At 68.8% G+C, this 15923-nt stretch carries 13 protein-coding genes; 11 read left to right on the top strand and 2 right to left on the bottom strand.

The genetic code is table 11. The features are described 5' to 3' along the window. The first annotated feature begins 1 nt into the window (after position 1). From QGN30_RS01465 to QGN30_RS01455, 3 genes are read left to right on the top strand one after another with little or no spacing between them, the layout of a single operon-like run. Positions 2–769, top strand: a complete 768-nt coding sequence (locus tag QGN30_RS01465) for a lysophospholipid acyltransferase family protein (protein ID WP_014378848.1) — start codon at positions 2–4, stop codon at positions 767–769. A gap of 14 nt (positions 770–783) precedes the next feature. After that, positions 784–1569: a lysophospholipid acyltransferase family protein gene (locus tag QGN30_RS01460; protein WP_009955783.1), complete on the top strand. Its 786-nt coding sequence runs from the start codon at positions 784–786 to the stop codon at positions 1567–1569. Positions 1570–1588: 19 nt separating this feature from the next. Next, positions 1589–2401, top strand: a complete 813-nt coding sequence (locus tag QGN30_RS01455; RefSeq protein ID WP_008263000.1) for a Cof-type HAD-IIB family hydrolase — start codon at positions 1589–1591, stop codon at positions 2399–2401. Between the two features lie 6 nt (positions 2402–2407). Here QGN30_RS01455 and QGN30_RS01450 read toward each other — a convergent pair whose 3' ends face one another. Both QGN30_RS01450 and QGN30_RS01445 read right to left on the bottom strand, forming a co-directional pair. Further along, the gene (locus QGN30_RS01450) at positions 2408–4054 is read right to left on the bottom strand and encodes an LGFP repeat-containing protein (RefSeq protein WP_179300604.1); all 1647 of its coding nucleotides are present in this window, start codon (positions 4052–4054) and stop codon (positions 2408–2410) included. Between the two features lie 132 nt (positions 4055–4186). Then, a complete protein-coding gene (locus QGN30_RS01445; RefSeq protein WP_179300606.1) occupies positions 4187–5218 on the bottom strand; it encodes a PirG in 1032 nt (343 codons plus the stop codon). 275 nt (positions 5219–5493) lie between these two features. Here QGN30_RS01445 and glf point away from each other — a divergent pair, with 275 nt between their 5' ends. The 8 genes from glf to culp6 all read left to right on the top strand — a co-directional run bounded on the left by glf (position 5494) and on the right by culp6 (position 15674). Further along, positions 5494–6684, top strand: coding sequence for a UDP-galactopyranose mutase (gene glf / locus QGN30_RS01440; RefSeq protein ID WP_009956790.1), 1191 nt, complete (start codon positions 5494–5496; stop codon positions 6682–6684). Positions 6685–6733: 49 nt separating this feature from the next. Then, positions 6734–8620, top strand: a complete 1887-nt coding sequence (locus QGN30_RS01435) for a glycosyltransferase (protein WP_008263006.1) — start codon at positions 6734–6736, stop codon at positions 8618–8620. Beyond that, complete coding sequence (locus tag QGN30_RS01430) at positions 8613–9161, top strand: phosphatase PAP2 family protein (RefSeq protein WP_179960096.1); 549 nt, start codon at positions 8613–8615, stop codon at positions 9159–9161. The genes QGN30_RS01435 and QGN30_RS01430 overlap by 8 nt, the downstream gene beginning before the upstream one ends. Next, positions 9158–10075: a decaprenyl-phosphate phosphoribosyltransferase gene (locus tag QGN30_RS01425; protein WP_008263021.1), complete on the top strand. Its 918-nt coding sequence runs from the start codon at positions 9158–9160 to the stop codon at positions 10073–10075. Before QGN30_RS01430 ends, QGN30_RS01425 begins: the two co-directional genes overlap by 4 nt. Beyond that, complete coding sequence (gene aftB, locus QGN30_RS01420) at positions 10062–12032, top strand: terminal beta-(1->2)-arabinofuranosyltransferase (RefSeq protein WP_269147568.1); 1971 nt, start codon at positions 10062–10064, stop codon at positions 12030–12032. Before QGN30_RS01425 ends, aftB begins: the two co-directional genes overlap by 14 nt. A 391-nt stretch (positions 12033–12423) precedes the next feature. Continuing rightward, positions 12424–13467, top strand: a complete 1044-nt coding sequence (gene ag85A, locus QGN30_RS01415; RefSeq protein ID WP_008263023.1) for a diacylglycerol acyltransferase/mycolyltransferase Ag85A — start codon at positions 12424–12426, stop codon at positions 13465–13467. 162 nt (positions 13468–13629) lie between these two features. Beyond that, entirely contained in the window at positions 13630–14532 is a 903-nt protein-coding gene (locus tag QGN30_RS01410; protein ID WP_008263024.1) for an esterase family protein, read from the top strand. Between the two features lie 131 nt (positions 14533–14663). After that, entirely contained in the window at positions 14664–15674 is a 1011-nt protein-coding gene (gene culp6 / locus QGN30_RS01405) for a carboxylesterase Culp6 (RefSeq protein ID WP_009956783.1), read from the top strand. The last annotated feature ends 249 nt before the right edge of the window (positions 15675–15923 follow it).

Genomic DNA, 15923 nt, shown 5'->3' with positions numbered 1-15923 from the left:
GATGGTGGAGCCGACCTTCCGCGCGCTGGAGCTCCTGGCCCAACTGGCGGTGGCGGCCACCGGCACCAAAATCACCTATCGCGGCGAGCAGCACATCCCTGAGCGGGGTGGGGCCGTGGTGGCGATCAACCACACCAGCTACGTCGACTTTTTGCCCGCTGGCCTGGCCGTGTACCGCCGGGGGCGGCGCCTGCGGTTCATGATCAAGGCGGAGATGCAGCAGGTCAGGGTGGTCAACTTCCTGATCAAGCACACCCGCACGATCCCGGTGGACCGGGGCGCCGGCGCGGGCGCCTACGCGGTGGCCGTGCAGCGGCTCCGTGAGGGTGAGCTGGTGGGCGTGTACCCCGAAGCGACGATCAGTCGCAGCTTCGAGCTCAAGGAGTTCAAGACGGGCGCCGCGCGGATGGCGCTGGAGGCGAACGTCCCGATCGTCCCGGTGATCGTGTGGGGGGCGCAGCGCATCTGGACCAAGGACCACCCGCGTAAACTGGGTCGGGCCAAAATTCCTGTCACCGTGCAGGTGGGCGCGCCGTTGCAGGTGCGCGAAGACATTGCGCAGACCGACGCTGCCCTGCGCGACTCGATGACGACGTTGCTGCACGAGGCGCAACGGGACTATCCGCACGAGCCCGGGGCGTACTGGGTGCCGCACCGGCTGGGCGGGACGGCCCCGACCCGCGCGGAGGCCGCGCGCATCGAGGCCGACGAGGCGGCGGCCCGATCGGCCAAGAAGGCGGCCAACCGGGCCGACCGCCCGTCGCAGTAGGCGAAGGAGACAACATGCCCGAGGGGTTCTACCGGCTGGCGGAGTGGATCGTCCCGCCGATGGTCGCCATGCAGGGAACCAAGTTCACCTATGAGGGCCTCGAGAACATCCCCGAGCGCGGCGGCGCCCTGCTGGCCCAAAACCACACCAGTTACTTGGACTGGCTTCCCACGCTGATGGCCGTCCGGGAGCGCCGGCGGCGCGCGTATTTCATGATCAAGGCCGAGATGGCCGACGTGAAGGCGGTCAACTACGTCATCAAGCACGCCCGGCTGATCCCGGTGGATCGCAGGTCGGGTCACGACGCCTTCGACGCGGCGGTGCAACGCATGCGCGAGGGCGAGCTGATCGGGACGCACCCCGAGGCCACCATCAGCCGCAGTTTCGAGCTGCGGGAATTCAAGACCGGGGCCGCGCGCATGGCGCTGGAAGCGCAGGTGCCGATCGTCCCGGTGATCGTGTGGGGCGCCCACCGGATCTGGCCCAAGGACCATCCGAAAAAGGTGCTGCGCAACAAGGTTCCGATCACCGTGGTCGCCGGGCGCCCGCTGCCACCGCGGGGCACGCCCGATCAGCTCAACGCGGTGTTGCGTGAGGCGATGAATGCCCTGCTGTATCGGGTGCAGGAGGAATACCCGCACCCGAAGGACGAATTCTGGGTGCCGCGCCGATTGGGGGGCGGCGCGCCCACCCAGGAGGATTCCCGGGCCATCCGGTTGTCGGAATTGCAGGAGCGGATGCAGAAGTACGGGACCGACGGCGTCACGCGCCCGGGGCAGACGCAAAGCGGATTGCATTGAGCGGTCGGGCCCGAGGACGATGAAGCCGACGCTCATCGCCTGCGACGTCGACGGCACCCTGTTCGACGACGACGAAAAGATCACCCCGCGCACCCGCGACGCCATTCGCGCCGCGGTGGACTCCGGTGCGCAGTTCGTCGTGGCGACCGGGCGCCCGCCCCGGTGGATACGTCCCGTCGTCGACGCGCTGGGCTTCGCCCCAATTGCGGTGTGCGCCAACGGCGCCGTGATCTATGACTCCGCCACCGACCGGGTGATGTCGACGCGCACGCTGTCCGTCGACACCCTGGCCGAGTTGGCGGAGCTGGCGACTCGCGTCATACCCGGCGCGGGTCTGGCCGTCGAGCGGATCGGCGAACGCGCCCACGACACGGCGACCCCGCAGTTCATCAGCTCGCCGGGCTACGAGCATGCCTGGCTCAACCCCGACAACACCGAGGTGTCGATCGAGGACCTGCTCAGCGCCCCGGCGATCAAGCTGCTCATTCGCCGGGCCGGGGCCCGTAGCTCCGACATGGCCGCCGAGCTGGCCAAGCACGTCGGCATCGAGGGCGACATCACCTACTCCACCGACAACGGCCTGGTCGAGATCGTGCCGCTGGGGATCAGCAAGGCCACCGGGGTGGACGAGATCGCCAGGCCGCTGCAGATCGCCCGTGAGGAGGTGGTGGCGTTCGGCGACATGCCCAACGACCTGCCGATCCTGCGCTGGGCGGGCCATGGCGTGGCGATGGGCAACGCCCATCCCGACGTGCAGGCCGCCGCCGACGAGGTGACCGCCGCCAACAACGACGACGGCGTGGGGCGGGTGCTGGAACGTTGGTGGCTTTAACGCGCCTCAGGTGGCGCCGGGGTGCGCCGGTAGCGAGAAGTGTTCGGCGGGCACCGTTGGGCCGCTTGGCAATTGGGTGGCCAGCGGCGTCGTGATGCCGTCCACCACCTCGGTGACGTTTCCGGTCAGCCGCTCGAAGTTCAGCGTCCCGTGCTGGAAGTTCTGCGTAATCTGCAGCGGCTCTTGTATTTCCGCGCTGGTCGGCAACCCGAGTGGGCCGCGCTCGTAGCTCTGCGATCCCCAGGCGTCGTAGATGGCGCCGGTGACCGGCTGGGGGCCGGTCTCGGGTGACCAATACATGGCGCCCCGGGCGAAGGTGACAAAGCGGGCGTCACCGGCCGCGCTGTCCTCGGGCGCGGTCGGCGCACCCAGCACGCTGTTCATCCCGCCGATCGCCTGCCAGTGATCGTAGATCGCGCCGCCCTGCAGCGCCTTGATCAGTTCCTCCGGTGGGTCGTTGAAATGCGCTGCGATGTCCCGTATCTCGTCCATCAGCGCGTAGGCGGCGTTGCCCGGGCAGTCGGTGTTGCCGACGTCACGGTGGGTGAAGATGGTCGGCAGCGTCGCGACCGAACCCGCCGGGAAGGTGGTGTAGTGGCTGCCGGCCGACTCCAGTTGCACCGTGCCCTTGGGGTCGACGCCGTCGATGCCCAGCCGCCAACCGAGGAGGCGGCCGACGGTGCGCAATTGGATCGGTGTCGGGGGCACGTCGTCGAAGTTGCCGATCATCGACACGCCCCAGGTGTTGCGGTTGAACCCGCCGGTGTGGAAGGCCTCGACCGCCTTGGTGAGCCCGCCGGCGCTGCCCTCGAACACCTGGCCGTACTTGTCCACCAGCGCGTTGTAGGCGATGTCGCACCAGCCCAGCGTCTTGCTGTGGTAGGTGTAAATGGCCTTGACGATCCCGGCCGATTCCAGCGGCGAATAGTCGTTACTGCCCGCGGTGTGGTGGATGACCGCGGCGCGAATCCCGTTGTCGTACTGCGGGCTACCGCATCGCAGCGATTCGTCGGCACCCCATTCCGCGCGGCTGATGATGGGGGGAGCCTGCCCGGGCATCACCACCCCGGACGGTGGTGTCCACTGGGTTTGGGCCGGCGCTTGGGGCGGGGAGATGAGGACGGCGGAGATGTTCTGCCCGAACGGCTGTTCCCTCGACGCCGGTTTGTACCCCAGATCCTTCGCTTCAGTCGGGGACGCCGGGGGCGGCTGCGTCGCCTTCGCGTCGAGCGGCCGGGTCACCGCGATCTGGACGGTGGTCGTGGTGCCGACGAAGACCGGGTCCGTGCCGCGCGGCCCCTCCGCAACGCCGGCCGGATGGGCGGCCCCCGCCGGGTCGGGCGCTGCGGTTTCGTACTCCGTCTGATACCAGGGGCCCCACGAGCCGTCGGGGTGTCTGGCGCGCACCCGGGTCGACGTGCCGGCCAGGTCGCCGGTCAGCGCCACCAACGAGAACGGAGCGTCCTGACCGATTTCGCGAACCGTGACTCCGGCGCCCAGTCCGATCAGCGGTTGCTCGACGAGCTGGGTGCCGCGCGCCGGCGCCGGGCCGGCGGCAACGCGACCGCGCGTCGCGTCCCCCACCCACGAGACGATGACGACGGTCGCCGCGATGGCGGTGAGCATCATCGTCGGCGCGCGACTGCGAGACACCAGCCGATGTTACGTGTGTTTCTAATGTTATCTATGGGACGACACGAGGTTGGGCGTGGCCGAATCTCGACCAAAATCGACGGCACCGCAGATGATTCTGCGGTGCCGTCTGGTGGAGGGTTCGGGTAAAGGTCAGACCGGGGGCAGTGCCGGCACCGCGCCCGCGGCCGCCGGCAGCGCACCGGCGGCACCCGCGGCGGCCGGGAGTGCTCCCGCCGCGGCACCGGGCAGGGCACCCGCGGCGCCCGGCAAGGCACCCGCGGCGCCCGGCAGAGCGCCCGCGGCGGCACCCGGGAGGGCGCCCGCGGCCCCGCCGCCCTGCATGCCCTGCGTGATGGCCGGCATCACCAAGCCCTTGAGCAGGTCGATCGCCTGACCGGCGCCCAACTGGTTGGCCGCCTGCATGACGTCGTTGACCAGGCCGCCGCTGGCGCCGGATCCGGAGCCACCGCCCAGGCCGGTGCCGCCACCGATGGGCGAAGCGTTACCGAACGTCGACGGGTCGCCGAGGATCGGGTAGGTGCCGCCGACGCCCGGGTCCAGGCCGGCCCCGGAGTCGATGGGTACCTCGCTCGGCGACAGGGTCGGGCTGCCCAGCCCCGGCGCCACCCCGGCCGGGCTGGTCAGCCCGGGGTTGGACAGCGCGGGGTTGAGCCCGGCGCCCGGGGTCGCGATCCCCGCGCCCGGGGTGGCCGGCAGCGCACCGGGCGCGGTGAGCCCGGGCGTCGTAGGAGCCGCGCCGGGGTTCGTGAGGCCCGGGCTCGCCAGCCCGGGGCTGGTCAAACCGGGGCTCGTCAGGCCGGGGCTGGTCAAACCAGGGCTCGTCAGGCCGGGATTGGTCAGGCCCGGCGTCCCCAGCCCGGGGGACCCGAGGCCCGGAGTGCCCAGGCCGGGACTGGCGAGACCGGGTGTGGTCGCGCCCCCGCTCAGGGCGGGAACCGGAGGCATGTTGATCCCGAATTGCGACAGCCCCTGGGACAGCGCGCCCATCAGCTCGCCGGGCAGGTCGCTCATCACCGCGGCCTGCTTGAACTCGTGATGCTCGGGCGCCTTGTTGTCGGCCGTCGATTCGTAAACAAGGAAGTATGCGCACGGACTCGCCACTGCCAGGGCGGCAACCGCGCTCATGGCTGTCGAGAGCTTGCGTCGGCGTCGGTTCGGCACGGAAGTCTCCTCTATCTGACTATGTGTTGTGTCGGCGGTCCCGCCGGTCCTATCTGGCTGGAATCACACACAGTCGATGGTACGAGTGGGGACCCTGTTACTAGAGTGGTGATATTGAATCGTGAGGCAATTGCGACCAGGACTGTGATCGCGAGCCCGGGACCTCCCACCGGCCGCCGCGAAGGCCCCCGCGACGGCGCCCGTCAAACGGCCGGCCCTCTCCGTGGCCTCGCCAAATGGGTTAGGGCCCCGCGGTCGGATACCCTAAGCAACCGATGACAGCTCGTTTCGATCTTTTCGTCGTCGGCTCTGGATTCTTCGGACTGACCATTGCCGAGCGCGTGGCTACCCAGCTTCAGAAGCGTGTACTCGTGGTGGACCGCCGTCCGCACATCGGTGGCAACGCCTATTCGGAAGCCGAGCCGCACACCGGCATCGAGGTGCACAAGTACGGCGCCCACCTGTTCCACACCTCTAACAAGAGGGTCTGGGACTACGTGCGGCAGTTCACCGAGTTCACCGACTACCGGCACCGGGTCTTCGCCATGCACAACGGGCAGGCCTACCAATTCCCGATGGGGCTGGGCCTGGTGTCGCAGTTCTTCGGCAAGTACTTCACCCCCGACGAGGCGCGCAAGCTCATCGCCGAGCAGGCCGCCGAGATCAAAACCGAGGACGCGCAGAACTTCGAGGAGAAGGCCATCTCCCTGGTCGGCCGGCCGCTCTATGAGGCCTTCCTCAAGAACTACACCGCCAAGCAGTGGCAGACCGACCCCAAGGAGCTGCCGGCGTCGAACATCACCCGGCTGCCGGTGCGCTACACGTTCGACAACCGCTACTTTTCCGACACCTACGAGGGCCTGCCGGTCGACGGGTACACGGCGTGGCTGCAGAACATGGCCGCCGACGACCGCATCGAGGTCCGGCTGGACACCGACTGGTTCGACGTGCGCGACCAACTGCGCGCGGACAGCCCCGACGCGCCGGTCGTCTACACCGGCCCGCTGGACCGCTACTTCGACTACGCCGAGGGCCGGCTGGGCTGGCGCACGCTGGACTTCGAGCTGGAAGTGCTTCCGATCGGGGATTTCCAGGGCACACCGGTGATGAACTACAACGACGCCGACGTGCCCTACACCCGCATCCACGAGTTCCGGCACTTCCACACCGAGCGCGACTATCCGGCCGACAAGACCGTGATCATGCGCGAATATTCGCGGTTCGCCGAGGACGACGACGAGCCCTACTACCCGATCAACACCGAGGCCGACCGCGCCGTGCTGGCCGCCTACCGGGCCAGGGCGAAGTCCGAAACCGCTTCGGCGAAGGTGCTTTTCGGCGGGCGGTTGGGCACCTACCAGTATCTGGACATGCACATGGCCATCGCCAGCGCACTGAACATGTACGACAACGTCCTCGCGCCGCACCTGCGCGACGGCAAAGCTCTAGTGGGGGAGAGCGCCTGATGCGTGCTACGACGATGCAGAGCGAAGCGATGAGGAGGAGTGGCGCCTGATGACTGCCGTAAGCCTGTTGTCCCGAATCATCCTGCCGCGTCCCGGCGAGCCGCTCGACGTGCGCAAGCTGTACCTGGAGGAGTCGACGACCAACGCCCGGCGTGCGCATGCCACCAGCCGCACCTCGCTGGAGATCGGCAAAGAGTCCGAGGTGTCGTTCGCCACCTACTTCAACGCGTTCCCCGCGAGCTACTGGCGGCGCTGGTCGATCTGCAGTTCGGTCGTGTTGCGCGTCGAGCTGACCGGGACCGGACGCGTCGACGTCTACCGGACCAAGGCCACCGGGGTGCGAATCTCGGTGGAGGGCCGCCAATTCGTCGGCACCGACGAGCAGCCGGCCGTCGTCGAGATCGAGGTGGCCCTGCGGCCGTTCGAGGACGGCGGCTGGATCTGGTTCGACATCACCACCGACACCGAGGTCAACCTGATCAGCGGCGGCTGGTATGCGACCGAGCCGGCCCCGGGCACGGCCAACATCGCCGTCGGCATCCCCACCTTCAACCGCCCCGCCGACTGCGTCAACGCGCTGGCCGACCTCACCGCAGACCCGTTGGTGGACAAGGTGATCGGCGCGGTGATCGTTCCGGACCAGGGCACCCGCAAGGTGCGCGAACACCCGGACTTCCCGGCGGCGGCCGCCGGCCTGGGCGATCGGTTGTCCATCCACGACCAGCCCAACCTCGGCGGCTCCGGCGGCTACAGCCGGGTGATGTACGAGGCGCTGAAAAACACCGACTGCCAACAGATCCTGTTCATGGACGACGACATCCGCATCGAGCCGGACACGATCCTGCGGGTGCTGGCTCTGCACCGCTTCGCCAAGACACCGATGCTCATCGGCGGCCAGATGCTGAACCTGCAGGAGCCGTCCCACCTGCACATCATGGGCGAGGTCGTCGACCAGTCGAACTTCATGTGGACCGCCGCGCCGCACGCCGAATACGACCACGACTTCGCGCAATTTCCGTTGAACGACAAGAACCCTCGCAGCGCACTGCTGCACCGGCGCATCGACGTCGACTTCAACGGCTGGTGGACGTGCATGATCCCCCGGCAGGTCGCCGAGGAACTGGGCCAGCCGCTGCCGCTGTTCATCAAATGGGACGACGCCGAATACGGCCTGCGCGCCGGCGAGCACGGCTATCCGACCGTCACCCTGCCCGGCGCCGCCATCTGGCACATGGCCTGGAGCGACAAGGACGACGCCATCGACTGGCAGGCCTACTTCCACCTGCGCAACCGGCTGGTGGTCGCGGCGCTGCACTGGGACGGTGACATCACCGGGCTGGTCCGCAGCCACCTCAAGGCGACGCTGAAACACCTTGCCTGCCTTGAGTATTCGACGGTGGCGATCCAGAACAGGGCCATCGACGACTTCCTCGCCGGGCCCGAGCACATCTTCTCGATCCTGGAATCCGCGCTGCCGGAGGTGCATCGCCTGCGCAAGGAATACCCGGACGCGGTGGTGCTGCCGGCGGCCAGCGAGCTACCGCAACCGCGCTACCAGAGCAGGGTGATGAACCCGCCGGTCAACCCGGTGTCGATCGGTTACCGGCTGGCCCGCGGGATCCTGCACAACGCGACCAAGGCCGACACCGAGGCGCACCGGACCCCGGAGTACAACGTGCCGACCCAGGACGCGCGCTGGTTCCGCTTGTGCACCGTCGACGGCGTGACGGTCACGACGGCCGACGGATGCGGCGTGGTCTACCGACAGCGGGACCGCCGAAAGATGTTCTCGCTGTTGTTCAAATCGTTGCGCCGGCAGCGTCAGCTGCTCAGCCGGTTCGACGAGATGCGCAGGGTCTATCGCGACGCACTGCCGGTGTTGTCCAGCAAGCAGAAGTGGGAGACGGCGTTGCTGCCAGCTGCGGAACATGCCTGAGGCCTCTGCTGCGCAGGCCCCGCGCGGTGAGGTGGCCGCGCTGGTCGCCGTCCAGGCGGCGCTGGGCGGTCGGCCCGGGGTGCTATCGGTGGCGCGCGCGCTGTCCCACTTCGGCGAGCACAGCGTCGGGTGGGTGGCCGTCGCCCTGCTCGGCGCGGTCCTGTCGCCGAAGCGGCGCGGGGACTGGCTGATCGCCGGGGCCGGCGCCTTCGTCGCCCACGCCGCCGCCGTGGTCGTCAAGCGGATCGTGCGGCGCAAGCGGCCGCACGATCCCGCCGTCGTGGTGAACGTCGGCACGCCCAGCCAGTTGAGTTTTCCCTCCGCGCATGCCACTTCCACCACCGCCGCCGCCATCCTGATGGGCCGGACCACCGGCCTGCCGCTACCCGCGGTCCTGGTGCCGCCGATGGCGTTGTCGCGAATGTTGCTGGGCGTGCACTACCCCAGCGACGTGGCCTGCGGCATCGCCCTGGGTGCCGTCATCGCGGCGATCGCGCGCCGCGCCGGACAGGTGCAAGAGGTTGTAAGAGGTAACGCATGACCGAGGAAACCGAGGAAGTGGTGGCCGGGCCGCCCAGCAACCTGGTCGCCGGGGTGATCAAGGCGCTCCGCCCGCGCCAGTGGGTGAAGAACGTCTTGGTGCTGGCCGCGCCGGTGGCCGGGCTGGGCAGCGGGATTCGATACGACTACGGGCAGATGCTCACTCAGGTCGGGTTGGCGTTCGTGGTGTTCAGCCTGGCGGCGTCGTCGATCTATCTGGTCAACGACGTGCGCGACGTCGAGGCCGACCGCGAACACCCCACCAAGAGGTTCCGCCCGATCGCGGCGGGCGTCGTGCCCGAGTGGCTGGCCTACGCCCTGGCGGTGCTGCTGGGTGCGGCCTCGCTGGGCATCGCCTGGATGGTGACGCCGAACCTGGCCTTGGTGATGGCCGTCTACCTCGGCATGCAGCTGGCGTACTGCTTCGGACTCAAACACCAAGCGGTGCTTGACATCTGCATCGTGTCATCGGCGTACCTGCTGCGCGCCATCGCCGGCGGCGTGGCCACCGAAATCCCGCTGTCACAATGGTTTTTGCTCTCGGCGGCGTTCGCGTCGCTGTTCATGGTGGCCGGCAAGCGTTACGCCGAACTGCAATTGGCCGAACGCACCGGCGCCAAGATCCGCAAGTCGCTGGAGAGCTACACCAGCACGTACCTGAGGTTCGTCTGGACCATGTCCGCCACCGCGGTGGTGGTCTGTTACGGCTTGTGGGCGTTCGAGCGCGACCACCATTCGGGGTCCTGGTTCGCGGTCTCCATGGTCCCGTTCACCATCGCGATCCTGCGCTACGCGGTCGACGTGGACGGCGGTCTGGCCGGGGAGCCCGAAGACATCGCGTTGCGGGACCGGGTGTTGCAGCTGCTGGCGGTGGCGTGGATCGCGACCATTGGAGCCGCCGTTGCCTTCGGTTAGCCCCGAGCTGCAGGCGCTCAAGGCGCGCATGATGCGCAGCCGGCCGGTGATCAGGCGGCCCGGCTGGCCGGTGTTCCCATACACGACCATGGTGCGGACCAGCCTGTGGATCGGCGTCGCGGTCGTCGCCGTCCTGTTCGGTTGGGGCGCCTGGCAGCGGCGGTGGATCGCCGACGACGGGCTCATCGTGTTGCGCACCGTGCGCAACCTGCTCGCCGGCAACGGGCCGGTCTTCAACCAGGGCGAGCGGGTGGAGGCCAACACCTCCACCGCCTGGACGTACCTGATGTACGCCGGCAGCTGGGTCGGCGGCCCGCTGCGCATGGAGTACGTGGCTTTGGCTCTGGCGCTGGTGCTTTCGGTGCTCGGTGTGGCGCTGCTGATGCTGGGCGCCGCGCGGCTGTACGCGCCCAGCCTGCGCGGGCGCAAAGCGATCATGTTGCCCGCCGGCGCACTGGTGTACATCGCGCTGCCGCCGGCGCGCGACTTCGCCACCTCGGGCCTGGAAAGCGGTTTGGCGCTGGCCTACCTCGGGCTGCTGTGGTGGATGATGGTCTGCTGGGCGCAGCCCGTTCGCAACCGCCCGGACAAGAACGTGTTCGTCGGCGCGCTGGCGTTCGTCGCCGGGTTCAGCGTCCTGGTCCGGCCCGAGCTGGCGCTCATGGGTGGGCTGGCGCTGATCATGATGATGATCGCCGCCCGGACCTGGCGGCGCCGCGCGCTGATCGTGGCGGCCGGCGGTCTCCTGCCGGTCGGCTACGAGATCTTCCGGATGGGCTACTACGGCCTGCTGGTGCCGGGCACCGCCCTGGCCAAGGATGCGGCCGGGGACAAGTGGTCCCAGGGCATGATCTACCTCTCGAACTTCGACGCCCCGTACGCGGTGTGGATACCCGTGGTCCTGCTCGTGCCGCTGGGCGTGCTGCTGTTCGCAGCCCGGCGCCGGCCCTCGTTCCTGCGGCCCGCGCTGGCGCCCGACTACGGGCGGGTGGCCCGGGCCGTGCACAGCCCGCCGGCGGTGGTCGCGTGGGTCCTGATCAGCGGCCTGCTGCAGGCCCTGTACTGGATTCGGCAGGGCGGCGACTTCATGCACGCGCGGGTGCTGCTGGCGCCCGTGTTCTGCCTGCTGGCCCCCGTGGCCGTCGTCCCGGTCGCCATCCCCGACGGCCAGGACTATTCGCGCGAGACCGGTAACTGGGTGGCCGGCGCGGCCGCCGCGCTGTGGCTGGGGGTGGCCGGCTGGTCGCTGTGGGCCGCGAATTCACCCGGCATGGGCGACGACGCCACCCACGTCACGTACTCCGGCATCGTCGACGAACGGCGCTTCTACGCCCAGGCCACCGGTCACGCACATCCGCTGACCGCCGCGGACTACCTGGGCTACCCGCGGATGGCCGCCATCCTGACGGCCCTGAACGACACCCCCGACGGCGCGCTGCTGCTGCCGTCGGGCAACTACATCCAATGGGACCTGGTGCCGCAGGCCCAGCCCGCGCCGGGCGACAAACCGCAAAAGCCGCAGCACGCGGTGTTTTTCACCAACCTCGGCATGGTCGGCATGAACGTCGGGCTCGACGTCCGGGTCATCGACCAGATCGGGCTGGCGAATCCACTGGCGCAACACACCGAGCGGCTCAAGCACGGCCGCATCGGGCATGACAAGAACCTCTTCCCGGACTGGGTGATCGCCGACGGCCCCTGGGTGAAGGTGTACCCGGGAATCCCGGGCTACCTGGACGCGCAGTGGGTCGCCGACGCGGTCGCGGCGCTGAAATGCCCCGACACCCAGGCGGTGCTCGGCTCGGTGCGCGCGCCGATGAACCCGCATCGGTTCCTGTCCAACGTGCTGCACTCCTTCCAGTTCACCAAGTACCGCATCGACCGGGTCCCGCTCTACGAGCTGGCGCGGTGCGGGCTTCCGATACCCGAACAATCGCCCCCGCCGCCTCGCGAGTAAGCGCTGCGCAGAAGAAATTTCGGCAGATTTCACCACGATTACGGCCGGCCCGTCACGAAAAAATGGCAGCAACATCACATTTGGCCTCTCACCAGCTGGCAATGGCGGTCAAGCACATGCGCAATACTCGCCTTTTCTACACGTGTTTGACATGAAAACCGCTGGGTAGGTGGGCCGCTCGCCGGTTCGGGGGCCCGCCTCGATGCGAACGAATGGGGCAAGGTGTGGTTGACTACACGGGCACTCCTGCGCTTCGCGCGGTGACGATGCGGGCCGACCGGTTCGACGAGGAGCCGTGCAAGTGGGTACGCGCAGGCAGTTCGACCCAATCAGGAAAGCGCCCAAACGGACGAATGCGCCGGGAGGCCGCAAGAAGGATGAGGAAGCAAGGATGACGCTTGTCGACAGATTGCGCGGCGCCGTGGCGAGTATGCCGCGCCGGCTCGTGGTGGGGGCCGCCAGTGCGGCGCTGCTGACGGGCCTGATTGGCGCCGTCGGGGGCTCGGCGACCGCCGGTGCCTTCTCGCGCCCGGGTCTGCCGGTGGAGTACCTGCAGGTTCCGTCCGCCGGGATGGGCCGCGACATCAAGGTTCAGTTCCAAAGCGGCGGCGCGAACTCGCCGGCTCTGTACCTGCTCGACGGCATGCGTGCGCAGGACGACTTCAACGGCTGGGACATCAATACCCCGGCGTTCGAGTGGTACAACCAGTCGGGCATCTCGGTCGCCATGCCGGTGGGTGGCCAGTCCAGCTTCTACTCCGACTGGTACAAGCCCGCCTGCGGCAAGGCCGGCTGCACCACCTACAAGTGGGAGACCTTCCTGACCAGCGAGCTCCCCGCGTACCTGCAGAGCCAGAGGCAGGTCAAGCCGACCGGCAGCGCCGTCGTCGGCCTGTCGATGGCCGGATCGTCGGCGCTGATCCTGGCCGCCTACCACCCCGAGCAGTTCGTCTACGCCGGATCGCTGTCGGCGCTGCTGGACCCGTCTCAGGGCATGGGCCCGTCGCTGATCGGTCTGGCCATGGGTGACGCCGGTGGCTACAAGGCCGCCGACATGTGGGGCCCGAAGGAAGACCCGGCCTGGGCGCGCAACGACCCGTCGCTTCAGGTGGGCAAGCTCGTCGCCAACAACACCCGCATCTGGGTGTACTGCGGTAACGGCAAGCCGTCCGACCTCGGTGGCGACAACCTGCCCGCGAAGTTCCTCGAGGGCTTCGTGCGGACCAGCAACCTGAAGTTCCAAGACGCCTACAACGCCGCGGGCGGCCACAACGCGTTCTGGAACTTCGACGCCAACGGCACCCACGACTGGCCCTACTGGGGCGCGCAGCTGCAGGCGATGAAGCCTGACATGCAGTCGGTTCTGGGCGCCACCCCGGGCGCGGGCCCGGCCACGGCCTCGGCTGCCGGTAACGGAACCGGCCAGGGCACCTAAAACACGCCAAGCACCACGACTCGCGGCGGGAACCCTTCGGGGTTTCCGCCGTTAGTCGTTCGCGGCACGTGTGACGTGTTTCACTACCCGGCGAGCGCGGGGGCCGGCCCGCTGGCTAATGTGCATTCAGCGACTAGACGATGGAGGGTGGACATGACGGTCGTGCGGGGTGTGCCAGCGCTTCTTCGGGCGTTCTGCTTGGCCGCGCTAGCGGTCGGGCTGGCCTTTGTCTCACCGGCGGTCGGGGCCGTCGGCAAGGCCAGGGCCGCGGGCTACGAAAGCCTGATGGTTCCGTCGGCGGCCATGGGCCGGGACATCCCGGTGGCCTTCCTCGCCGGCGGCCCGCACGCGGTGTACCTGTTGGACGCCTTCAACGCGGCGCCCGACGTGAGCAACTGGGTCACCGCCGGCAACGCGATGAACACGCTGAGCGGCAAGGGCATCTCGGTGGTGGCCCCGGCCGGCGGCGCGTGGAGCATGTACACCAACTGGGAGCAGGACGGCAGCAAGCAGTGGGACACGTTCCTGTCCAGCGAGCTGCCCGATTGGCTGGCCGCCAACAAGGGCCTCGCGCCCGGTGGCCACGCCGCCGTCGGCGCCTCCCAGGGCGGCTACGGCGCGATGGCGCTGGCCGCCTTCCACCCCGACCGCTTCGGCTTCGCCGGCTCGCTGTCGGGCTTCCTGTACCCGTCGAGCACCAACTACAACGGCGCGATCCTGGCCGGGCTGCAGCAGTTCGGCGGCGTGGACGGCAACGGCATGTGGGGTGCGCCGCAGCTGGGCCGGTGGAAGTGGCACGACCCGTACGTGCACTCGGCGCTGCTGGCGCAGAACAACACGCGGGTCTGGGTGTACAGCCCGACCAATATGGGCGGCGACGACGCGGCCATGATCGGCCAGGCGTCCGCGGCGATGGGCAGTTCCCGGGAGTTCTACCAGCAGTACCGCAGCAACGGCGGGCACAACGGCCACTTCGACTTCCCGGGCGGCGGCGACAACGGCTGGGGCTCGTGGTCGGGGCAACTGGGGGCCATGTCGGGCGACATCGTCGGCGCCATCCGCTAGCAGCCGCGGCGGGTCGCGGCCCGGATTGGCCTAGCCGCAGAGCCGGTACCGTGTAGGAGTGCAGCAGGGGTCGCGAGGGCCGCTTGCCCGGATCCGAGCTGCGAATCCACCGACTCTGCTGGCAGGAGAACATGGCTAACAGCGCCCGGCGTAAGCGTCGCCGCACCCTCGCCTGGGTTGCCGCCCTTTCGGTCGCCGGTGTCGTCCTGTTGGTCATCGTGGCCGTCGTCACCGTGCTGCGCGGGCGCGAGTCGCAGCCCAGCGCGGTGCCGCCCGGGGTCTTGCCCCCGTCGTCGACGACATCTCACCCGCACAAGCCGCGCCCCGCATCCCAGGACGCCTCGTGTCCCGACGTGCTGCTGGTCAACGTTCCCGGCACGTGGGAGTCCGCCCCCCAGGACGACCCCGCCAACCCGCTGCAGTTCCCGAACGCGTTGCTGCACAAGGTGACCGCGAGCCTCACCCAGGACTTCCCCGCGTCGCGGGTGCAGGCGTACACCACCCCGTACACCGCTCAGTTCCACAATCCGCTGAGCGGCGACACGCAGATGTCCTACAACGCCAGCCGCGCCGAAGGCACCCGCGCCACCGTGGCGGCGATGACCGACATGAACACCAAGTGCCCGCTGACCAGCTATGTGCTGATGGGCTTTTCGCAGGGCGCGGTGATCATGGGCGACATCGCCAGCGATATCGGCAACGGCCGCGGGCCCGTCGACGAAGACCTGGTGCTGGGTGTGACGTTGATCGCCGACGGGCGTCGTCAGCTCGGGGTGGGTAACGACATCGGGCCCAACCCGCCGGGCCAGGGCGCGGAGGTCACGCTGCACGAGGTGCCGATCTTGTCCGGGCTGGGTCTCACCATGACCGGCGCCCGCCCGGGCGGCTTCGGTGACCTCAACGGCAGGACCAACGAGATCTGCGCCCCGGGCGACCTCATCTGCGCCGCACCGGAAGAGGCCTTCAGCATCGCCAACCTGCCGAGCACGCTGAACACGTTGGCCGGCGGGGCCGCCCAACCGGTCCACGCGTTGTACGCGACGACCCAGTGCTGGAGCGTCGACGGGGCCCCGGCGACCGACTGGACGTTGAACTGGGCTCACGGGCTGATTGCAAATGCGCCACAACCGAAACACGGATGACCGGGGCGGTGGGACACAGGCTTTAGGTAGCGGTTGGCGGTGGCTATCAGCGGTACCTTGTGATTTGGTCTGCCGTGGGCAGGCCCGTAACATTAAGAGGAATTTAAGAGCTACCAGACTTTGTCGCGGACCCGGGTCGGGGTCGATGCCGGCTGGGACTGGCACGTGACCGCCGTTCTGGCCCGCGCGTAGACATGTAACGGTCGGCGGTAGCCGGCCAGAGCTAGGACCGAAACGTCGGCGGAGCCG

This window comes from Mycobacterium sp. 3-98, from assembly GCF_035918355.1.
Classification (GTDB): Bacteria; Actinomycetota; Actinomycetes; order Mycobacteriales; family Mycobacteriaceae; genus Mycobacterium; species Mycobacterium intracellulare.
This window is presented reverse-complemented; position numbering and strand designations above follow the sequence as displayed.